The 22,203-nt window shown below is 60.1% G+C and carries 15 protein-coding genes; 9 read left to right on the top strand and 6 right to left on the bottom strand.

The genetic code is table 11. The features are described 5' to 3' along the window. The first annotated feature begins 117 nt into the window (after nucleotides 1–117). A complete protein-coding gene (locus CO670_RS23670) occupies nucleotides 118–1,404 on the top strand; it encodes an ABC transporter substrate-binding protein (RefSeq protein WP_097592462.1) in 1,287 nt (428 codons plus the stop codon). A gap of 104 nt (nucleotides 1,405–1,508) precedes the next feature. On the opposite strand, the gene CO670_RS23665 is transcribed toward CO670_RS23670, so the two are convergent. The 5 genes from CO670_RS23665 to CO670_RS23645 are packed head-to-tail and all read right to left on the bottom strand — an operon-like array spanning nucleotide 1,509 to nucleotide 6,918. Beyond that, nucleotides 1,509–2,477, bottom strand: a complete 969-nt coding sequence (locus CO670_RS23665) for a glycosyl hydrolase (protein ID WP_097592461.1) — start codon at nucleotides 2,475–2,477, stop codon at nucleotides 1,509–1,511. Between the two features lie 3 nt (nucleotides 2,478–2,480). Continuing rightward, entirely contained in the window at nucleotides 2,481–3,005 is a 525-nt protein-coding gene (locus CO670_RS23660) for a DUF995 domain-containing protein (RefSeq protein ID WP_097592460.1), read from the bottom strand. A 37-nt stretch (nucleotides 3,006–3,042) separates the two neighbouring features. Next, complete coding sequence (locus CO670_RS23655; protein WP_097592459.1) at nucleotides 3,043–4,914, bottom strand: glycosyltransferase family 2 protein; 1,872 nt, start codon at nucleotides 4,912–4,914, stop codon at nucleotides 3,043–3,045. Then, nucleotides 4,911–5,894, bottom strand: coding sequence for a UDP-glucose 4-epimerase GalE (gene galE / locus CO670_RS23650; protein ID WP_097592458.1), 984 nt, complete (start codon nucleotides 5,892–5,894; stop codon nucleotides 4,911–4,913). The genes CO670_RS23655 and galE overlap by 4 nt, the downstream gene beginning before the upstream one ends. 1 nt (nucleotide 5,895) lies before the next feature. Beyond that, nucleotides 5,896–6,918 (bottom strand): UDP-glucuronic acid decarboxylase family protein, encoded by a 1,023-nt coding sequence (locus tag CO670_RS23645; RefSeq protein WP_097592457.1) that lies wholly within the window; start codon nucleotides 6,916–6,918, stop codon nucleotides 5,896–5,898. A gap of 367 nt (nucleotides 6,919–7,285) precedes the next feature. Between CO670_RS23645 and CO670_RS23640 the strand changes: the two genes are divergently transcribed. Further along, nucleotides 7,286–7,594 carry a hypothetical protein gene (locus CO670_RS23640; RefSeq protein ID WP_097592456.1) on the top strand — a complete coding sequence of 103 codons (309 nt, stop codon included), beginning with the start codon at nucleotides 7,286–7,288 and terminating at the stop codon, nucleotides 7,592–7,594. A 116-nt stretch (nucleotides 7,595–7,710) separates the two neighbouring features. On the opposite strand, the gene CO670_RS23635 is transcribed toward CO670_RS23640, so the two are convergent. Then, the gene (locus CO670_RS23635; protein ID WP_097592455.1) at nucleotides 7,711–8,493 is read right to left on the bottom strand and encodes a response regulator transcription factor; all 783 of its coding nucleotides are present in this window, start codon (nucleotides 8,491–8,493) and stop codon (nucleotides 7,711–7,713) included. A gap of 837 nt (nucleotides 8,494–9,330) precedes the next feature. Between CO670_RS23635 and CO670_RS23630 the strand changes: the two genes are divergently transcribed. From CO670_RS23630 to CO670_RS23600, 7 genes are all read left to right on the top strand, one after another. Continuing rightward, nucleotides 9,331–10,263: a fibrinogen-binding protein gene (locus tag CO670_RS23630; protein ID WP_097592454.1), complete on the top strand. Its 933-nt coding sequence runs from the start codon at nucleotides 9,331–9,333 to the stop codon at nucleotides 10,261–10,263. 144 nt (nucleotides 10,264–10,407) lie between these two features. Continuing rightward, nucleotides 10,408–12,429 carry a hypothetical protein gene (locus CO670_RS23625; protein WP_097592453.1) on the top strand — a complete coding sequence of 674 codons (2,022 nt, stop codon included), beginning with the start codon at nucleotides 10,408–10,410 and terminating at the stop codon, nucleotides 12,427–12,429. A gap of 27 nt (nucleotides 12,430–12,456) precedes the next feature. Further along, complete coding sequence (locus CO670_RS23620) at nucleotides 12,457–14,751, top strand: type I secretion system permease/ATPase (RefSeq protein ID WP_097592490.1); 2,295 nt, start codon at nucleotides 12,457–12,459, stop codon at nucleotides 14,749–14,751. Between the two features lie 5 nt (nucleotides 14,752–14,756). Further along, nucleotides 14,757–16,106: an HlyD family type I secretion periplasmic adaptor subunit gene (locus CO670_RS23615; RefSeq protein ID WP_097592452.1), complete on the top strand. Its 1,350-nt coding sequence runs from the start codon at nucleotides 14,757–14,759 to the stop codon at nucleotides 16,104–16,106. A 111-nt stretch (nucleotides 16,107–16,217) separates the two neighbouring features. Next, the gene (locus CO670_RS23610) at nucleotides 16,218–16,709 is read left to right on the top strand and encodes a hypothetical protein (RefSeq protein WP_097592451.1); all 492 of its coding nucleotides are present in this window, start codon (nucleotides 16,218–16,220) and stop codon (nucleotides 16,707–16,709) included. A gap of 203 nt (nucleotides 16,710–16,912) precedes the next feature. Further along, the gene (locus CO670_RS23605; protein WP_097592450.1) at nucleotides 16,913–18,565 is read left to right on the top strand and encodes a GNAT family N-acetyltransferase; all 1,653 of its coding nucleotides are present in this window, start codon (nucleotides 16,913–16,915) and stop codon (nucleotides 18,563–18,565) included. Nucleotides 18,566–18,693: 128 nt separating this feature from the next. Next, nucleotides 18,694–22,062 carry an ATP-binding protein gene (locus CO670_RS23600; protein WP_097592449.1) on the top strand — a complete coding sequence of 1,123 codons (3,369 nt, stop codon included), beginning with the start codon at nucleotides 18,694–18,696 and terminating at the stop codon, nucleotides 22,060–22,062. Nucleotides 22,063–22,203 lie beyond the last annotated feature (141 nt).

Genomic DNA, 22,203 nt, shown 5'->3' with positions numbered 1-22,203 from the left:
TTGCAAGGTAATCATTATTTCTTGCAATAGAAATATTTTTGCGTACTCTATCCGCCGAAATGCCCCGGCACGCCGTTGGAGGATGGCAGAGGGCATATTGGGAACAAGGAGGATATCATGCAGGTCAATCGCCGTTCATTCCTGATGGGGTCAGCGGGTGCTGCCGCCGGTCTCGCCTTCGGCGCGGGAAGCGCCATTCCGGCCTTTGCCGAGGACGCGTCGCTGCGCGCCATGTGGTGGGGATCCAACGACCGCGCCAAGCGGACGCTCGACGTCGCCAAGCTCTACCAGTCGAAGACATCAGGCGTCACGATCGTCGGAGAATCGCTTTCGGGCGACGGCTACTGGACGAAGCTCGCCACGCAGATGGCCGGCCGTTCGATCGCCGATATCTTCCAGCTCGAACCGGGGACGATCTCCGACTATTCCAAGCGCGGCGCCTGCATGCCGCTCGACGAATTCGTCCCCTCGACGCTGAAGGTCCAGTCCTTCGGCGCCGACATGCTGAAACTGACCACCATCGACGGCAAGCTCTATGGCGTCGGCCTCGGCCTCAACTCTTTCTCCATGTTCTTCGACACGGTCGAATTCGAAAAGGCGGGCATCCCGCTGCCGACGGCCGATCTTACCTGGGACGAGTATGCCAAGCTCGCCGTGGAACTCACCAAGGCCTCCGGCAAGGCCGGCGGCCCCTATGCGGCACGCTACGCCTATGTGTTCGACGCCTGGCTGCGCCAGCGCGGCAAGAGCCTCTTTGCCAAGGAAAGTGTCGGGCTCGGCTTCACGGCCGACGATGCCAGAGAATGGTTTGACTATTGGGAGAAGCTGCGCAAGGCGGGCGGCACCGTTGCCGCCGACGTCCAGACGCTCGATCAGAACACCATCGACACCAATGCGCTTGGTATCGGCAAGTCGGTGATCGGCATGGCCTATTCCAATCAGATGGTCGGCTATCAGCTGATCATCAAGAACAAGCTCGGCATCACCATGCTGCCGCGGGAAAAGAAGGGCGGGCCTTCGGGCCACTATTACCGTCCCGCGCTGATCTGGAGTGTCGGCGCCACGACGAAGAACGGCGAAGCGGCCGCGAAATTCATCGACTTCTTCGTCAACGACATCGAAGCCGGCAAGATCCTCGGCGTCGAGCGCGGCGTGCCGATGTCGCCGACCGTGCGTGAGGCCATCCTGCCCCAGCTCAACCCGACGGAGCAGGAAACGGTCAAATACGTCAATTTCCTCAAGGATCAGGTCGGTGAATATCCGCCGCCGGTGCCGATGGGCGCAACCCAGTTCGACCAGCGCGTGCTGCGCCCGATCTGCGACGAACTCGCCTTCGAACGGACATCGCCCGCCGATGCGGCAACCCGGCTCATCGAAGAGGGTAAGGCAACGATCAAGGGATGATCGCTTGCCTGACATGAGAGGAGAGGCCCGCAAAACCCCGGCGGGCCTCTCTCTTATTTTGGTTGGAGCATTTCCGTCTGCTGAGCCGCTTTGCCGGAACTGCTCTAATTGCTGGCGTTCTGGACCACGCGCCAATCCGGCCGGCCGAGATCGAACGGCCAGGGATTCACATCCCGATCGTTGAAATAGACCACTTCCTCCAGCTTCGGGAAGGCGCTCTGCTTCAGCGTGACGATTTCCATCCAGGGCTTCATGTAGCCGTCGCTCCCCTCATAGCCGAGCTCGGCTACCCAGATGGGCTTTCCGTAGCCGGCGACGAGATCGTAGCCCTGCTTCAGCGCCTCGGAGAATGTCCGGTGCCCGTTGTGGGCAAGCTCGTCATAGCGCTCCAGCCCGAAGACCGAGAGCCCGACGAGATCGACATAATCGTCGCCGGGGTAGTAGTCCTGCAAGCCCGGCTCGCCCTTCGGCGACCACATGATCCCGGTGCCGGGCGCTTCCTCGCGAACGATGTCCATCATCCGCCTATAGGCCGTGATATAGTCCTGCGGGTTCCAGCCGGCCCAGGAAAACCGGCCCGACTTGTCTTCCATCTCCTGTCCCCAGCGGACGATCACCGGGCTTTTCAGCTGGGTTATCATCTGCGCGATCGCCCGCATGTTGACATCGTAGTCGCCGCGCAGGACCTTGGCGCGAAGCTGGGCGGAGGTCAGCCGCCAATCCACGTCCCAGGACCAAGGCTCCACCGTTATCAGCAGGTTGCGGCCTCTCGCCAGCGCATAGGCATCGGCAACGCGCAGCGTCTCCAGGTCGACGTCTTCCCACGGCAGGAACAGGGCTTCGGTCGAGACGTTCGCCTGTGCGCTGAAGTCTCCGTGCGGGTCGTAGGCGCCGAACTTGATGCCCTCGGCATGAAGGACGGGGCGCTTATCGAGGATCGTGCGCACGCTCGCCGCCGGATTCGGGGCAATGCCCGCATATTGCACCTCGCTTCGGCCGGGCAGATCCGCGACCGACAGCAACAGCAGCGCCATCGCAACGGTCGAGAGGTTTTTTTTCATCAGCTTCTTCATGGCTCACCCTCCTTTTCGGGCTACTTCCTGGTTCAGCAGGTCCTGCTTCAGGTCACGCGCTTTCGCGCTGACCGTGTCGGTGGAAACGAGCTTGCGGAACTCATCGCCCTCCAGCACCGATGCATGGCGGAAGATGTACCAGTTGCCGTCCGGCTGGCGCCGCTGATAGATCGTGTTGCCGATCTTGCGGTGGCCGAAACAGGTGCTGGCGCGGGCCGCACCTTCGGCATTGGTCCAGGTGGCGCGCATGCAGAGCTGGCCGAGATCATCGACCACCCATCTGCCTTCGGCGAAGGACTGCTTGCCCTTGTCGTTGGTCCAAGCGACGAAACGCCGGCCGTTGTCGAAGAAACGGCCGCCGCCGGTATTCCAGACCCAGGTCTTGTCGCCATAGATCCGATAGAGCTCGAAGGCGCTGAGCGGCGTCGGCGCAATCTTCTTTTCGGCTGTCTCGGCGCCTTGTGCCGCCAGCGGCAGGCACAGGCCGAGCGCAAGAGCAGCTCCGTATAGTCTCGATCCGATACTCATTACATTCTCCTTCTCGACACTCGCCGGTTCCGCCGGCTCACACACCCTGTTCGGCACGTCCCGTGTTTCCGAACCCATTCCATCTGAAGCGGAACTTCACGATCCTGGTCTTGCCGCCGCCAAGCCCGGCGCCGGCCACGGTAAATTGCGATTGGCTGAAGCTGACGATCGTCTGGCCATGGGAAAGGGCCTCGAGGCTGCGCAGGCCATGATTGCCGGCCTGCATGCCGCCGGTGACGCAGATCGCAAGTCCCATGGCGGTGGCGAACCACAGCCCGCGCGATTGCGGCAGCATCGACAGATCGTTTTCGATCGCGTGGCGCACGACGATCAGCACCGTCAGCGCCAGGTAGATCGAGAGGTTCATCGCGGCAAAGATGTAAAAACCCTGAGCGGCAGCGGCCTCGGTGGCGAGCACCATGGCGGTGGCGCAAAGGCCGGCGAGCCCGATATAGGGAGCGATGACGCGCAGCGGCAAAGAGTGCTGCTGCTGCTTTCCCTTCGGCGTGATGCGGAAATCGACGAAGGAGCCGGAGATATGATCGCGAACGGCGGCGAGGCTGCCGGCAAGTGACCAGGGCCAGCGCAGGAAGATGAAGGCCAGCCCCTCCCAACCGAAGAGTTTCGCATTGTACGGCCTGAAGGTTCCCGTCGCGCGCCAGAAGAAGGCAAACAGCAGCAGCACGATCGACATCGGCGCGAAATGGAGCAGGAAATCCGGATAGGTCACATCGACGAAGATATGGCCCGTCAGCAAGGCGGCCACCGGCAGCAGGAACATCACGGCCATGAAGGCGGAGAAGAGCGGATACCAGAGCTGCGAGAAGACGAACTGGAATTTCAGCCGCCAGGGCAGAGGAGCGACGTAGCGGCGGGAATATTGCAGCAGGATGGTGACGAGGCTGCGCGACCATTGGAATTCCTGGACGACCAGATCGGCGAAATTCGCCGGGCCGTCGCCATGGGCGATCGCATCGACGGCATGCACACCGCGCCAGCCGCCGGCATTCATCATCAGTGTCGTCGAATGATCTTCGGCAAGCTCGGGGCCGAGGCCGCCGATCTGACGGAGGGCGGCGGTGCGAACCGCATAATGCGAGCCGATGCAGAGAGGCGCCCAGCCATTGTTGTAGCCGGTCTGCAGCGAACCGTGCAGGCTGGCCTCGGCATAGAGTCTGCCGCGCGCCGCCCAGCTTGCGCTGGCGTTGGCGTCGCAGATGCTGGGCGCCGAGACATAGCCGATCCCGGGATCGGCGAAGGGCCGCAGGATTTCCCGCAGATAGGTCGGCGTCGGCACGTGATCGGCGTCGAACTGGGCGACGAAATCGTAGCCCTCATAGCCGAAATGATCGTAGAAATAGGCAAGGTTGCCTTCCTTGCAGCGCGTCCGGCGCGGCCAGGTCGTGCGGTGATAGTCCGCCACCCCTTTCCGGGTGGAGATCCGCACGCCGTGCTCGGCGCACCAGCGCCTGGTTTCTTCCGAAGGGTCCTCGTCGGCCAGCCAGACGTCGAAATCGACGCCGACCTGATTGAGCATCGCCTGAAGTGTCGCTCGAACGACGGCGAAGGGCTCGGACGGCGCCTTGGTGACGACCATCGCCACCCGCCCCTGCGGCAGCCGCGCCAGCGGACTGACGGTCCTCGCGTCGAGGAAGATCAGGATGAAATAGGCCGGCACCAGCGTGATCCAGGCCAGAACGGCGGTGATGAGCACGAAGACCGCCCAGGAAATGATATGGGCGGACTGGCACCACCAGATCCAGAAAAACCCGAGCGAGACCAGCCAGCAGACAATGCCGAAGCCATAAACGGCGCGTTTCCAACCTGCAAAAACAGGATCGAACATATCCGTGGCGGCAGCGGCCCTGGCCGTCCTGATGCCATGGCCCGTGTGCAGCGCATCGCTCATGCCGTCACCTCCAGTCCGAAGGTGGGGCCGGCGGTGCGGATGATCGTATCGATATCCGAAAGGGCCGGGGTGAAGCCGAGTTCCATCTGTGCCCTTGCGGTATTGGCAAAGAGGATCGGCGGATCGCCGATGCGGCGCGAGCGATAACGGACGGGAACTTCCCGGCCGGTCGTGCGGTGGATCGCTTCGAGAATTTCACGGACCGAGGTGCCGCGGCCGGAGCCGAGATTGAGGCTGAGCGAGCCGCCGCCCGCCATCAGATGATTGACAGCGGCAAGATGCGCCTGCGCGAGATCGCTGACATGGACATAGTCGCGGACACAGGTTCCGTCCTCGGTCGCATAGTCGGTGCCGAAGATATCGAGTCTTTCGAGCTTGCCGGCGGCAGCGAGAAGGGCGCGAGGAATGAGATGGGTCTCCGGGAAATGACGCTCGGCGAGCTCGCCGTCGGGATCGGCTCCGGCCGCATTGAAATAACGCAGCGCCGCAAAGCGGATGCCATAGGCGGCGGCGAAGTCCTCGAGCGCCATCTCGAAGATCAGCTTGGTGCGCCCATAGGGATTGACCGGATGCTGAAGGCTTTCCTCGCATATCGGCAGCGTCTCGGGAACGCCGTAGGTGGCGCAGCTGCTCGAAAAGACGATCCGGTCGATATCCTGATCGAGGCAGGCCTCGAGCAGCGTGAGGCTGCCGACGACATTGTTGCGGTAATATTTCCTCGGCATGTCGACGGATTCGCCGACATAGGCATTGGCACCGCAATGAATGACGCAGTCCGGGGAAAATTCCGTCATCGTCCGCCGCAGCGCGGCGGCATCGGCGAGTTCACCCCGAATGAGCGGGCCCCAGCGGACGCTGTCGGCATGCCCCGTCGAGAGATTGTCGTAGGTAACCGGCACCATGCCGGCGCGCGACAATGCTTTGCAGATATGACTGCCTATGAAACCGGCGCCGCCGGTAACCAGAATGTAGCGGGGCATCTCATATCGCCTCCGCCTTTTCCTCGCCGGCAAGCACGCCGTCGAAATAATCGACGGTGCGCGCCAGGCCGGTTTCGAGACCGACCAGGGGCTGCCAGTCCAGTTCGGTCATGGCCTTGGAAATATCCGGCCGCCGCTGGCGCGGATCGTCGGTGACCCTCGGCAGGTGAACGATCCTCGAGCGCGAATTCGTCAGCTCCAGGATGATTTCCGCCAGCCGGCGAACGGTGATCTCGAGCGGATTGCCGAGATTGATCGGGCCGATGCATGCGCTGCCGGCGGCCGAAAACCGAAGGAAACCTTCGACGAGATCGTCGACATAGCAGAAGGAGCGGGTCTGCTCGCCATCGCCATAGATCGTCAGGTCGTCATTGCGCAGGGCCTGGACGATGAAGTTGGAGACCACCCGGCCGTCATCCAGACGCATGCGCGGCCCATAGGTGTTGAAGATGCGGCCGACCTTGATGTCGACGCCGTAGGTCCTGTGATAATCGAAAAACAGGGTTTCGGCGCTGCGCTTGCCTTCATCGTAGCAGCCGCGCGGCCCGATCGGATTGACGTTGCCGCAATAGGATTCGCGCTGGGGGCTTTGGTTCGGGTCGCCATAGACCTCGGAGGTCGACGATTGAACGACCGTCGCGCCGGCCTTGCGCGCGCAATCCAGGGTGTTGACGGCACCGAGCACATTGGTGAGCAGCGTGCCGACCGGATCCCGCTGATAATCGGGCGGGGAGGCAGGAGAAGCGAAGTTGAAGATGAGCGACGCTTCGATATCGAAGGGCTGGCGAACGTCGTGATCGACGATGTGGAAGCGGGCGTTCGACAGAAGATGAGCGACGTTCGAACGACGGCCGGTGGAAAAATTGTCGAGGCATATGACGCGGTGGCCGCGGTGCAGAAGTCTCTCGCAGAGGTGTGAACCGAGGAAGCCGGCCCCGCCATTTACAAGCACCGTACGCACCCCCTGCAGCGCCGATACCTTCGATATTTCAGAATAGCCTTCGCTGGGAACGAAACTACGCATTACAAACTCCTTCCCATGTATTTAGTCTTTTGATTTGTTATGCACTCATATCTCCCTTATCCGCCCTGGATATTCATTTTACTGACTATCCAAAAATGAATAACTTTTGAGTTATTCTTCGGATAACTGATTTACTATTAAAATGATAAGACGTTTGCCGCCGCGGTCAACTTTAAAAATTACAAGTATCCAAAATAATTACGCAACTATTCTTAAAAGTAACAAATGATTAATCATTCCGAACCATCTTCTGCTATAAGGTCTTCCAGCCTCATCTCCAGCTTCACTCAATGAAGCTAAGATACGAAGGAGCGTGAGGGGGCGGCCGGTCTTGCATCCGGAAGCGCCATGTGCGAGGGGATTTGCCATGTTGAAAAATCAGGATGAAGCGCGACTGAAAAGCCGGCGCCTCCGCTTGGCGGTGTGCGTGTGGGGAACGGCCCTTCTTGCGATCGGACCGATGTCATGCTCGGCCGTCAACGACGATGTCGCCGTGGTCGCGAAAAAGGCGATCGTGGTGGCCGAAGCGCCGCGCGTGACGAAGGCCTATGCCTATCCCGCCAACCGGGCCGCACGCCCGGCTACGGCCGTCACCTATCACGGCTCCGCGCCCTATATCTGTTCTCCAAGCGGCTTCGGACAGAAGTCGCGCTGCTTTGCGCGTCCTTCGATCTGAGCCTGCCGCAGGGTCCTTAAAGCGGATTCGATCCAAGGACCGGTCCATGCAACGGCTGGAGATGCCTCAGCATCTCTTGCGCCGCCGGAAAGCATGCGGCGCTGCCAGGCGTTGCATCAATTGCGCCAGCGGGCCGACATGTCGTCTTCGCCGACGGGATGCTCGTTGAAGAAGCGGGAAGCTGCCTCCGTGCGGTTGCGAACGTTCATCTTCTTATAGATGTTGCGGACGTGAACCTTCACGGTGTTTTCCGAAAGGTGCAGCTTGTCGGCGATGATCTTGTTCTGGGTTCCCTTGCATATGAGATCCAGGATCTGAACTTCCCGGGTCGTCAAAGCGGAGATGCTGTCGCGCCGCAGCTTGAGCGCATTGCTGCGCGCCGCATCGACCGATTTCGTCTGATACAGAGAAGGCTCCAGCTGAGCATTCTTGTTGGTCAGGCGATTGAGAAGCGCTGACGGAAAATGCTCGCCGCCCTTCATCAAGAGATCCACTGCGGCCATGAAGACATCGAGCCGCAGATTGAGCGGCAGCACGCCGTCGATGATCCTTGCTTCAACCAGCCGGCTGACATAGGGTTCGAGCATATCGATTGCTTCGACGACGAGACCGATCGAGGTTTCCGGGTGGTTTTCGCGGACGGCCTGCAGCGCTTCGTGCAGCTCGGGACCGGGTATATGGTAGAATAAAACCAGCTTCATATCACTGGTATCTTTTTCCAGCACCGGTTTTGTACTCGATATGCTTGCCACTTCACAGTTCGGAAATTTCTTTGCCAGTGCTTCTACCATGCATTCTGAAAACAGATCTGCTTTGGCGACCACTGCGATAGTATCTCCTGAGGGACCCAACTTCCTCCCCTGGTCCGCATTCTCGATTCCTGAGCCTGTCATGAACATATACGCCTCCCCTAGCGTTACACTTTACTCAGACGTGCAGCGATGGCGGGTACTCAATATTATGAAATGTCAGACCCGGACGTCACCGCCTTATTTTTTAGACATTTCTTAATTATGTTAATACGGATTGAGAAGGAAGGAAATGGCCCAAAATAATTAGTTTTTGGGAGTGAAAACGACGAAATACAATGCATCGGTTGCATTTCTACTAGAACGAATACTTTATGGTTACATACAACCCTCTTAAAGAGTAATCGGCAGGATGTAATATTTCAGTACATTTCGTCATGATTCCGTCATATCGGACGAGATTCAAATCAAGACAGAAGCGCTCGAGATCGTTCTTCGTCCGGGCCACGACCGCTACAACTCCGGGTTCTTCTCGGTTCAAAGTACTCCCGGCTCATCAAGGAACGGCCTCCGGGCGGCTGAAGGACGACTGGATCATCAGGCACTATAGGGCCGCCTTAGCCCGAATTGATATCTATCGAAACCGTAGTTTTTCCAGCAATCTGTGACCGTCTCCAAGTGGCGACATGGAAGAGCCAGGTATCGTCATGTGTTTTTTCGTACCCGGCCTTCTCTGAGGGAAGTCAACAAAAAGTAAGCATGAAAATTCCATATCCGCTCTTGGATGTGGGACTGGATATGTGCGGCATTGTACTGAGTACGTATGTTCCTAATGCCGATTTAATCAACAAACCGCGATGAAAACCGCAGATGATTAGTATCGACTCCATCTGCCGATTTTAACCGTATCGGAGCGAGCGCGAGCAAAATCCCATTTGAGATGAGAGGGATTTCGAAAAGCTGCTCCGGTTTTTCTGGAGAACTGCAATGTCTGACGTGTACAAGCATGACAAGATCGGCGCGCTCGCCGACGGCTTTGCCAACAGCGCCGTCAATTCCACGGAAGTCGACGACGGAGCGACCGGCTATGTCGGCGTTGCCAATGGCGACAACCGCGACAATCAGGACAACAGCCAGGACAACAGCGTCGACGTCGATGTGAAAGCCGAAATTTCCGCCAACAACGGTGACAACCGCGACAACGACTACGACTGGAGCTACGACAGCGACGACGACACCAAGACGATCACCGACACAGACACGAAGACCATCACGGACACCGACACGAAGACGATCACGGACACCGATACCAAGACGATAACGGATACCGACACCAAGACAATCACGGATACCGATACCAAGACCATCACGGATACGGACACCAAGACGGTCACCGACAGCTACAACACATCCGACAGCTTCAACAAGACGGACACGGACTTTGCCGTTCTCGAAGACGTCAAGGACTTCGACAATCTCGGCATTGCCGGAGGCGATCTTACCTTCAACCTCGGCGACGATTTCTCCTTCACCCTGGACGTCGACAGCATCCTCAACAACTCGCTCGGCGGTGCAGGCAACGACAGCGGCTTCAGCGCCGTACAGGCCAACCATCTGGCCGACCAGGACGACGCCTGGAATGTCAGGATGGACAACGCCGGAGCCAATAACAATCTGAATTCCAATGGCGGCACCGCCGACAGCGCAGAAGGCATGGAGATGGACGGCAGGGGCTGGGATCTCAAGGCCGGCGACGACGCCAGCGGCTCGAGCGCAGCCGATGCTTCGGCAATCCTTGCCAATTCCGGCTTCCACCTCGAGTTCGTTCAGGGTGCGAACCTGCTCAGCAATACGGTCGACTCCAGCGTCATCGGCGGCAATTCTCATGTCTCCGACGTCGGCGAAGATACCGGCACCTGACATTGACCTCCAAAGACCAAGACCAGCTGCACCGGCTCCAGCCGGTGCAGCTTGACTGCTTGAGAACGTTTTGACGACCACACCGCGGCTCCCGCGAGGAGGCGCCCCAAGGCCGATCGTCATCGCGAATGGGAGGGCCGAACCATGCATATCGAGAAGATTTCGGAGATCATTGCGCATTTCATCGGTCTCTTCGAGATGACCACCGATGAGATGAGGGCGCGTATCAAACATGCCGAGGGACAGGGTCCCGACGTGGATGGGCCGGCTCTGCCGGATCAGGAAGCTTTTACGACTGCCTTCTCTTCGGTTTTTCAGCTCAAGGATTACGATCCCGGCATCGCCTATAAGAGCGGCAGCTACGATGTCGATTTTAGCCCCTCGCGCCATGGGGGCCGCGTCTTCGAAGAGAGCCTCGAGAAGCTGGCGGCGATTGCCGCGAAGGATATTCCCTTACCGCATTTCGGCTCGCCCGACGATATCGAGCTGTCCGAAGAGCCGGAGCTGACCGTCCATGCCGGGCCTGGCTCGTCGATCAGCCATGTCCTGCAGGTCAACGTGCTTTACGATGACGACTATCTCGACATGACCGACGGCGTCCATGCTGCGCGAGACACCAGTTTCGTCATCGAGCGGCTTGCGGATTTCAGCAGCGAGGCCGAAATCTTCACGCCTTTTGCGAGTCTTCACCGGACCGATACCTATGAGGGCGCTCTGAAGATCGCCGAGGATCTCCAAACTTATATTCAGAATGCCAAGAACAGCGACGTGACCTCGCTCGATACGGACGCGACGCATGATTTCGTCACCGTCGATCCCGAGGTCAACGGCGCCGTCTACATCAACGGCAAGATCGAGACCGAAATACCCGTCCTCGAAGATTTCTTGCCCGACCGCGGTCTCGCCAAGCCCGAGGAGGAGCCCGACGACAGCAATTCGTCCGTCGAGCAGAACGATCCTGCCGGCAACAGCCTTGAGGTGACGGCCGGCGCGAACGTCGTCGTCAACATCGCCTCGGTCATCAATACCGGCGTCATTGCTTCAGTATCTGCGGTGATGGGCAACTATCACCAGATCGACGCGGTCTCCCAGGCCTTCGTCTACACCGACAACGACGAGATCGACGCGGCGCTGCGCTCATCCGGCCATTCGGCCGACGAAGCGGGAACGATCGCCAAGAATATCGCCGTCTTCGAACAGAGTACCTTCGAACCGTCGATCCATGCCGTGCCCGATCCTGCCGATCCGACCTTCCCGAACAGCTGGCGCGTCAGCGTCATCGAGGGCGACGTCTCCTTCGTGCAGTGGATCGAGCAATATCAGTTCGTCACCGACAACGATACGATGACAGTCACCACCTCCGGGTCGGAAGCCACGGTTCTGACCGGCGGCAATACCGCGATCAACTTCTCCTCCTTTTTCCAGATGGGCCTGCAATATGATCTGGTGATCATCGGCGGCAATGTGCTCGACATCAACAGCATCACGCAGATCTCGCTGCTTTACGACAATGACTGGGTGCGGGCGGAGGACGACCTCGATCCCGGCGCCGACATACAGACGGGCAACAACCTCATCTGGAATTTCGCCTCGATCCACAATGTCGGGACGGGAGAGCCGTTCGAGGTCATGCCCGACTACATGTACGAGACGCAGAAGGCGATGGAGGACCGCGATCCCAATATGCCGGAAGGGTTGCCGTTCGATGCCAACTTCCAGGGATATGCCGGGCTCAACGTGCTCTACATCACCGGCAATCTCTATGACATGACGATTGTTAAGCAGGTCAGCATCCTCGGCGATTCCGACGACGTCACTCAGGCGGCGTCGACACTTCTCCACAACAATCCCGATGCAACGATTACGATCGACACCGGCAGCAATGCGATCGTCAACATCGCCGAGATCGTCGACTACGACAGTTTCGGCCAGACGACCTACCTGGCAGGGCAGCTCTATTCGGACGCCATCCTCATTCAAGGCGGGCTGGTGGAGCATGACACGACACAGCCGCAATCGATCGGCGACAGGCTCGCCAACGAAGTCATCGCCTTCCTCGACGACAACGATCCGTCGAGTTCCGACGATGCAGTGATCAATGCAGGGAATGACCTCTCATGGTCGGCGGCGCACCCGGCCGACGTCATGCAGGCCATGGTCGCCTGACCTTAAGAGTATTGCGAAGGAATGATGATGAATCAGATTTCGAAACAAGTCTTTGCGACAGGCAGCGCGTTGGATCTGAGGTCCGGCAATATTCCCTCGGCTGCCCGATCGGACGAGGCGACGAGCGATCTGTGTCTCTCCGCGATCAACGAGGCTGTCGAGAATCTCCGCAGGCTGAGCGGCGCCGGCTCTCCGCCCGCCCATCGCCGCAAAGAGACGGCAGAAATTGCGGCAGGCGAGACTGCCGATAGCGAACAGGCAGGCACGATACAGGCGCAGATCCCGCAAAAGACGGCAGCGCCGGCAGCATCGGATGCGGAAACGGCGCGCCCCGCCCCGGCAGCAGAGAGGCAGGCGGCTGAAACGCTGGAAGCACGCGCCCAGCCACAGAATGAAGCGAGAGCGGTACCCGAACTGCCGAGAGAGAAGACCGAGCTCAAATCGAGCCCGGCGATGCCATTCGGCAAGACCATCGAAGGCGAGAGCGGCCCTGTCGGCAAAAACGACCGGCGCGTCCGGGCGGGGGGCGGCGGCAGCGGCAAGGATACCGATCTCGGCGGCGGCGGCGGGGGAGGAGGCAGTGGCGGCGGATTTCACAAGCGCAGCGAGCCTGTGAATTTCGCCGCCAGCCTCGCGCGCGGCATCGCGGCAGTGCGAAAGAACATGGTGATCGTGATGACGTTCACGATCGCAATCAACGTGCTTCTTCTGGCAATTCCGCTCTATCTGTTCCAGATATCCGACCGGGTACTGACCAGCCGATCCATCGATACTCTCGTCATGCTCTCGGTCGCCGTGCTCGGCGCCGTGCTGCTGCAGGCCTTCATGGATTCCGTGCGGCGCTTCATCCTGATGCGCACCGCGGTGGAGCTCGAAGTGCAGCTCGGCGCACCGATCCTCAGCGCCGCGGCAAGGGCATCGCTCCATGGCAGCGGCAAGGACTACCAGACGCTGCAGGATCTGCAGCTGCTGCGCGGTTTCCTGACCTCGGGCACGCTGATCGCCTTTCTCGACGCGCCGCTGATGCCGTTCTTCGTGATCGTCGTCTATTTCGTCCACCCGCATCTCGGCATCATCATCTTGACCTGCTGCGCGGTGCTTTTCCTCATCGCCTATCTGAACCAGAAGTTCACCGCCCGGCAATTCGCCGAATCCAACGGCTATCTCAGCCGCGCGAATTTCCATCTCGATTCCATGTCGCGCAACTCACAGATCATCAATGCCATGGCGATGATCCCCGAGGCGGTGAAGATGTGGGGCCGGGAGACGGCGGGATCGCTGAAATCGCAGGTCGAAGCGCAGGATCGCAACATCATCTTTTCCGGCATTTCGAAGGCCTGCCGCATGGTGACGCAGGTGACGCTGCTGGGCTGGGGTGCGCATCTGTCGCTCTCCGGCGAACTGACCGGCGGCATGGTCATCGCGGCCTCGATCATCTCGGGACGGGCGCTGGCGCCGATCGAAGGCGCAATCGAAGGCTGGCACCAGTTCAACAAATCGGCGGCCGCCTATGGCAGAATCAAAGGCTTGCTGCTGAACTCGCCGTTGAACTTCCCGCGCCTGCGGCTTCCCAATCCCGAAGGCCGGCTCGATGTCGAACGCATTCTCTTCGTGCCGCCGCCGCAGAAGAAGGTCATTCTCAACGGCATCTCCTTCTCGCTCAAGAAGGGGGAATCGCTGGCAATCATCGGCAATTCCGGCTCGGGCAAGACGACGCTCGGCAAGATGCTCGTCGGCTCCATCGTCCCGACATCGGGGAATGTGCGCCTGGACCTGATGGATCTGCGCAACTGGGACCAGCGCCAGTTCGGCGAAAGCATCGGCTACCTGCCGCAGGACGTGCAGCTCTTCCCCGGAACGATCAAGGCGAATATCTGCCGCATGCGCGACGACGTCGAAGACCACCAGATCTACGAGGCCGCCGTGCTTGCCGACGTGCACGAGCTTATCGCCAGCTTCCCGCAGGGCTACGAGACAGTGGTCGCGGCCGACGGTGCTCCGCTTTCCGGCGGCCAGAAGCAGCGCATCGCGCTGGCGCGGGCTTTTTTCGGCAACCCGAAATTCGTCGTTCTCGACGAGCCGAATTCGAACCTCGATACCCAGGGCGAGGCAGCGCTTGCCAAGGCGCTGCTCCACGCCAAGAGACAGGGCATCACCAGCGTGACGATCACTCAACGCCCTGCTCTTCTCCAATGCGTCGACAAGATCCTCGTGCTCAAGGAGGGGACGGTCGCCATGTTCGGCGAACGGATCGAGGTGCTGCAGGCGCTTTCCAAGAACAACAGCAATAACGGCCAGCCGGCGCCGCGCATCGAGGGATGAACGACATGGGACGGAAAAAACAGGAGACGGCAGGTTCGTCGCAGCTCGAATGGTATAGCGACGTGCCACGCTCGATCCGCCTGCACAGCATCGTCGGCCTGACGGTTCTCTTCACCTCGTTCGGCGGTTTCGGCTTCTGGGCGGCGACCGCGCCGCTTGCCTCGGCGATCATCGCGCAGGGAAGCTTCGTCGCGACGGGTAACAACAAGATCGTCCAGCATCTGGAGGGCGGCATCATCAAGGAGATGCGCGTCAGCGAAGGCGACACGGTCAAGGAGGGCGATATCCTGCTGACCCTCGATCCGACCGCATCACGCTCGAACGAGCGTATGCTGCAGCTTCGCCGCCTGCGCCTCGAGGCTGTCGTCGCGCGCCTGCGCGCCGAAGCGCAGGGTCTCAAGCAATTCCACGTTCCCGACATCGTCATGAAGGAAGCGAGCGATCCCGATATCTACGCGATCATCCAGAGCCAGAACGTCGTCTTTCACAGCAAGCAGATCAAGCTCGAAGAGCAGCTCAACCTGATCGAGAAGAACATCAAGTCGCTGGAATATCGCTTCGACGGCTATAAGGGCCAGCGGGAATCCTTCGAAAGGCAGCTGGCGCTGCTGACCGAGGAACGCGATGCCAAGGCCCGGCTGGTCAAGGTCGGCTATATGCGCAAGACGGATCTTTTGGCGATCGAGCGGGCGATCGCCGATGCGATGGGCGACATTTCGCGCCTGAACGGCGAGATCAACGAGAGCGAGGCTGAGATCGCCAAATTCCGCCAGGAAGCCGTCATCGCCGTCAACTCCAACAAGCAGGCCGCACTCGATGCGCTCGAAACCGCCGAATCCGATCTGGACAGCGTGCGCGAGCAGATGCGCGAGGCCGCCGGCGTGCTCGAGCGCACCGTCATCCGCTCGCCGGTATCCGGCACGGTGGTGCGCTCCTATTTCCACACCGCCGGCGGCGTCATCACCACAGGCAAGCCGATCATGGAAATCCTGCCGGCGCATGTGCCGCTGATCCTGGAAGCACAGGTGCTGCGCACTTCCATCGATCAGCTGCGCGAAGGCGAAACCGCCTCGATCCGCCTGACGGCGCTCAACCGGCGCACAACGCCGGTTCTGGAGGGCAAGGTCTTCTACGTCTCGGCCGATTCGATCGAGGAGAATGCGGGAATGTCGGTCAAAGACGTCTATATCGTGCGCGTCGAAATACCGGATTCCGAGATCGCGCGGGTGCATAATTTCCATCCCGTTCCCGGCATGCCGGCCGAAGTGCTGATCCAGACCTCGGAACGCACCTTCTTCGAATATCTGAGCAAGCCAATCACCGACAGCATGTCCCGGGCCTTCAAGGAGCGCTGATCGTGCCTCATCCGAGCGATCCGTAAATCTCACGGATCATCGGCGGTTCTGATATAATGGCGGCAGCATCCCGTAGGGATGGGTCGTCCCCTTCGGGGAGAAAGGTCGAGCATGGCGGCGATGTCCGATGTCCTGTTGCGGGTCGGCCGCCTGAACTATGTCTGGACGAACACCGAAAGTCTGCTGATCTATATCATCGCCCATCTTCTCAAGGTCGAGAAGGATGCCGCCATCGTCGTGTTCCTGACGCTCAACACGACGCGCGCCCGGATAGATCTGGTCGAGCGGCTTGCCAAGCTCGCTTCGACCCCCCCTGCCGACCGAAAAGCGATCCTTTCGGCCATGGCGCGGCTGAAGAAGGAATCCAAGACGCGCAACAAATACAATCACTGCATCTATTCCTTCGACGAGCGGGGAGAAATATCGAGCACGCAGCTAATGCGGCTCGTCGAGGATGACAATGAGATCCGCTATGGCAAGGTCGAGCAGATGGACGAGCGGGAGATCGAACTTCTGGAAAAATCGATCGCCGAAATCGTCGCCATCAGCCGGACGCTCTGGGCCTTCATTCATGCGAGCACGCGGTTATCGGGAGAGCTTTGAAGGCGTTGTCCGCGCTGCGCTATCGCATTGAATCCGCACGCGATCTTCCTCGACAGGATTCGCGGCTTCCCGGTTTATGCGCCGGCTAAGAAATAACCCTATTTGAGCGATGCAAATCACCCGGAGGGTTTATTTGAAGATCGGTGTTTCCCACTAGAATGAAACCTTCCCGAGTGTCGTATGGGGTATTGGGAGGGGGCCGCATGCGCATAGATATCATCGACACCATCGCCGAGTTCGATGCGATCCGCGACAATTGGGATCAGGTCTTCATGGAAGATCCCGATGCGCAGCATTTCCTTTCCTGGACCTGGCTCAAGAATTATCTCTCGCGCCGGCGGCGCTGGTTCATCCTTGCGCTCCGCGAGCGCGAGCCTGATGCACCCTATGTCGCTTTCTTTCCGCTACGGCTCATCACGCATCTGAACGAGAAGACGGGGCTCTTCTACGACGAGATCATGATGGCCGGGAATTTTACGGCCGATTATACCGGCTTCATCACCCGGCCCGACTACGAGCATCATGCCATTGCCGGCTTTGCCTCGTTCCTCAAACATCAGAACTGGACCGAGCTGAAACTTGAATATTTCAGCGGTCCTGCCGGCCGGTGCGAGAAGATGATCCAGGCGCTGCAGGGGCCGGACGTGACGTTCCGAGACAGCTCGCCCAAGAACAGCGAGAATATCGACAATACGATCTGCCCCGTCGTTTTCCTGCCGGCAAGCTTCGACGACTATCTAGAGCAGCGCATGAGCAGCCAGACGCGCCAGAAGCTGCGGCGGTTCCTGCGCAAGGTCGAAGGAGACGATGTCTATCGGATCACGATGGCGACCGCCGAAACCATCGACCGCGACCTCGACATCCTCTTCAATCTCTGGCGGATCAAATGGAGCGCCCGCAAAGGCGCCGAGCGGACCGAGCGGCTGATCATCACCACGCGCGAAATGCTGATGGACTGCTTCAACAGCGGCAATCTCGACGTGCCGGTCCTCTGGTATGGCGACCAGCCGCTCGGCGCGCTGGCAAACATCGTCGACCGACAGAAGAAGGCCATCCTGTTTTACATCACCGGACGCGACGAAAACTGGAAGACGCCGTCCCCCGGTCTCATCCTGCATGGCTACTGCATCCGGCGGGCGATCGAAGGCGGCTTCAAGACCTATGATTTCCTGCGCGGAAACGAACCTTATAAGTACATGTTCGGCGCGGAGGAAAGGCGGATCAGCTGCACCCTGTTCCGCACCCGCAGCGGCCTGAACCTGCACGGCGTGCTCAACCCGCGCAGCATCCGGTTCGTCTACGGGCAGGCGCTCGACATGTATCGCAACGGGGCTCGAGGCAAGGCGGAGATCGCCTTCCACCAGGTGCTGCAATCCTCTCCCGGCCATGCCGGGGCGGAATTCGGGATCGCCAACCTGCTGTTCGACCGGGGCAGGCTGACGGAGGCGCTGAGCGCCTATAAGGCGCTCGTCGAGCAGGCGTCCGATCCGACGCCGATCCGGATGCGGCTTGGCGACACGCAGCTTGCCCTGCATCAATACGACCAGGCCGCAGAGACATTCCGTCAGATCGTCGAGACGGGACCGCATCTCGTCGAGGCGCATTACAAGCGCGGAATCGCCCTGGCAGCCAGCAAGCGGCTGGAGGAAGCGAAAACGGTCTTGGCTGCGATCTGCGAGGTGCATTCGGACGACCCGACCGCCCTCGACTATGCCGCCAAGGCGAGCGCTGCACTCGAACGCATCCGCGCGGCCGCCGAGCCGGCTCCGCACAACACCGATATCCTGCCGCAGACCATCGGGCGCTGGAACCGGGGCCGCCATTTCAGCGAAAAGCGCCGGCCGCGCCTGCATTGACGAAGTTTCGCCTGTTGCGCACTGCGCTCGGGCAGTTCCGGACGCAGTTTGCATGGTCTTTGATTTTGCGCTGCGATCGTTGTTAAAAGAGGCGTGAGCCTATTTTTGCAACTGCTCAGCGAGAAGCGATGCCGGTGAATACTGATGGCGCCGAAAAGGAACGGCTTCTGGCCATTCTCGATTTCTGGCACAAGATCGAGTTCTTCATTCCCTACGATCTCTCCAGTCGCATCGTCTCCGGCGAAGGCAAGAGTGTTTTCTGGCTGCATGCCGCGACGCTCGAGGATGACGGCGTAGCGCTCAGGCGTCCCGTGATCCCAGAGGAAAAGCAGATTGCGGGCTTTACCCTGTTCCTCGGCGTTTTCAGCAAATCCGAGATTGCCGAAGCGCGCAGATACTTCGACGGCGTTGCAGACGATATCAGCGAATATGAGGACGCCGAACGCAGCGATCTCGATGGGGACACCTGCTTCGCCAGCCTGCAGCTCAACCCGGCCGGCCAGCCGATTTTCGAAACATTCTGCATTTCCACGCTTCCCTGGGCTTTGGGACGGATCCGAAAATCCGGGCTTTCCTCGCTCAGCTCCGAAGCCTTTGCCGACGGCAAGCGGCAGCTCCTGGAGCTGCTTCAAAACTTTCGGGCGCAGCGCCAGCTGCGTTCTTCTTCCGAGGATATGGCCGATCAACCGATCGAGGCCAACGAGATCCTGACGCTCCATCAGATGCTCTGCGACTGGGCCGGCTTTGCCTCGCGGCAGGAAAAGCCCATCGCCGCCGTCGAAATACGCTACCGGGACAAGCGGGAAAAACCCGAAGTCATCGCCTTGCCGGCGCCGCAGGACAGCAATGCGCTGGATGCCGAGGAGGAGGAGATTGCAAGCGCTGAAGAAGAAATCGGTATCCTGAACAGCTTCTTCATCGAGGACATCGAGCAAGCGATGGCGAGCGTCAAACAGGGCGATATCCCCGAACCGCTCCGGCGTTATCTCACGGCGCTTGCGCAGGAGAAGCGGATCGACCTCTATTCGGAGGACGGGCGCCGCGCCATTCTCCGCGCCCTGCATCCCGGCAATCTCAACCGCGGAAGATGGCTGAGCGAGCCTCATCATGCGATGAGCCTGATGCAGCAGTTCGCGATCAATTCGGCGATCGGCGAGCTATCGGAAACCGGCCTCTTCTCGGTCAACGGTCCGCCGGGCACCGGGAAGACGACGCTGCTGCGTGATGTGTTTGCGGATAATATCGTTCGGCGCGCCCGTGTCCTCGCCTCCTTGAAGACGGCGCGCAACGCCTTCGACGGACCGCCGCGCCGCGTCATCTTCACAGACCGGAGTACCGCTTCAATATCGATGCCGATCCCGGCCCTTGCGGGATTCGAAATGGTCGTCGCCTCGTCCAACAACGCCGCCGTCGAAAATATCTCGCGCGATCTTCCCAAGCGAAGCTCGATCGCGAGGAGTTCTTCGTTCCGATACCTGCAGACGGTCGCGCACAAAATCGCCTGCCAGAAGGACAATGGCTCCGCCCTCAAACTTTCCGAGGATGACCGCCCATGGGGGCTGATCGCCTGCGCGCTCGGCAACTCGCGGAATCGCAGGGCTTTCAAGGAACGTTTCGCCTTCATGGAAATCGCCGACGGGCCAAGGCCCGGCTGGTCCGGCGCCGAGAAGCCGCAAACCATCTGGGAATGGCTGAAGAGCTATGACGGACCGGCATTCACCGAGGCATCGGCGGCGTTTCGTACCGCTGATACTGCAGTGCGCGACAAGATCGGCCAATTCGAACGCTACGCCGCTCTTTATGGTGAAATCGCATTCGTTTCGCAGGATGCATTCTGCCGCGAGGCGCGTATGGCGGTCGAAGCCGCCGCAGCCGAAATTCGACCGGCACAGAAGCGATGCGATGCGCTCGCAGCCGAAATGCGCAAGCTCAGGGAAGGATTGTCCCAGCTGAAGGAGGAGGAACAGCTGCTCGACCGCAGTGTCCCGGCGTGGTGGGAGAGATTGCTGTCGACCGGACCTGCCCGGCTGCATCGGCAGAACGTTGTCGCCAATGCCCGCGCGCAGTTGGAACTGCGCAAGGCCCTTGCCGCATGCGAAAGTCAGTTTGCCGGACATCATCGGCTTGCGTTGGAAAAGGCGTTGCGGAAGCAAGAACAGGCCGAGCAGACGCTGCGATCGCAACGCGAGATCTGGTCCAGGAAAAGAGAAGAGCTCGATCGCCTGGGAGAAGCTCTCGGCCATCCCGCCTTGCCGCGGCGTCTCGCCGATCTCGAGACCGACCGTTTTCAGATCGACGGCCTGTGGCATCAGGACAAGCTGGCCGACCTGCGTTCGGCATTGTTCGAAGCGGCCCTGGCGCTGCATGAGGCATGGCTTGCGGAGGTCGGCAGGAAGGGTGGCGGTTTTGGCGGAAACATCGTCGCCATCAGCAAGCTGCTGTCCAACAACAGCCCTGCGGATGGCGAGCATATTGCGCCGATCTGGCAGAGCCTCTTCATGATCGTTCCGATCGTCTCGACCACCTTCGCATCCTTTGCCCGGCAGTTCCGCGGTCTCGGCGCTGCTTCGATCGGCTGGGTCTTCATCGACGAAGCCGGTCAGGCGGTGCCGCAGGCAGCGGTCGGGGCCTTGTCGCGGGCACGCCGCGCCGTGGTGATCGGCGATCCCCAGCAGATCGAACCGGTCTTCACGCTTCCGAGCGCGCTCATCTCCACCGCCGCGGCGCTTTCACCCCATACGGCGGCGGGGGAGTATTCGCCGAACAGGGCGTCGGTGCAGATGCTGGCCGATGCCGCCAACCGCTATGGAACGATCATTCCTGGCGAAGAAGCGGACGGGCTCTGGATCGGCAGCCCTCTCAGGGTGCATCGGCGCTGCATCGATCCGATGTTCAGCCTTGCCAATCGGATCGCCTATCAGAACAAAATGGTCTTCGCGCTCAAAGAGCGCCGGCCGGCCGGCGATACATCGCCATTTTACGGCGACAGCGCCTGGATCGACGTCAAGGGCAGGGTATCAGGCAAACAAAACGTTCAGGAACAGACGGACCTCATCGTCGATGTCCTCACGGCCACCTATCGCCGCGACGGCGCGCTTCCGGATCTCTATATCATCTCGCCGTTCAAGGAGATCAAAAACGGCCTGAAGCAGGCCCTGGCCCGTGCGGCGTGGATCGATCCGGACGGCAACAACCGCTCGCCATCGAAACTGTCGAAGTGGCTGCAGGAGCGCATAGGCACGGTGCATACCTTCCAGGGCAAGGAAGAAGACATCGTCTTCATGGTGCTCGGCGCCGACGCCGACCACCGGGGAGCGGCCAGCTGGGCCGCTTCGAAGCCGAACCTGCTGAACGTTGCGCTGACGCGCGCCGAGCGCCGCTTTTATGTCGTCGGCGACCGCAGCCTTTGGGAGGCCCTGCCTTACTTCAGGGAGACAGCGAGCGCCCTGGATACCATCAAGGTGACGGAATTCCTCGCCCGGAATGGATTGGATTGAGGTGTTGAACCCGCTCAAGACTACGTCCTGATCCAAAGGCCGATTCAGCGTTCAAGAACGCAAAAAGCCCGCTGTGCGGCGGGCTTTGATCAGATATTGGAAGATTGGTTGCGGGGGCAGGATTTGAACCTGCGGCCTTCA

It is taken from the genome of Rhizobium sp. J15 (assembly GCF_002531825.1).
In the GTDB taxonomy this organism is placed as follows: Bacteria; Pseudomonadota; Alphaproteobacteria; order Rhizobiales; family Rhizobiaceae; genus Rhizobium.
This window is presented reverse-complemented; position numbering and strand designations above follow the sequence as displayed.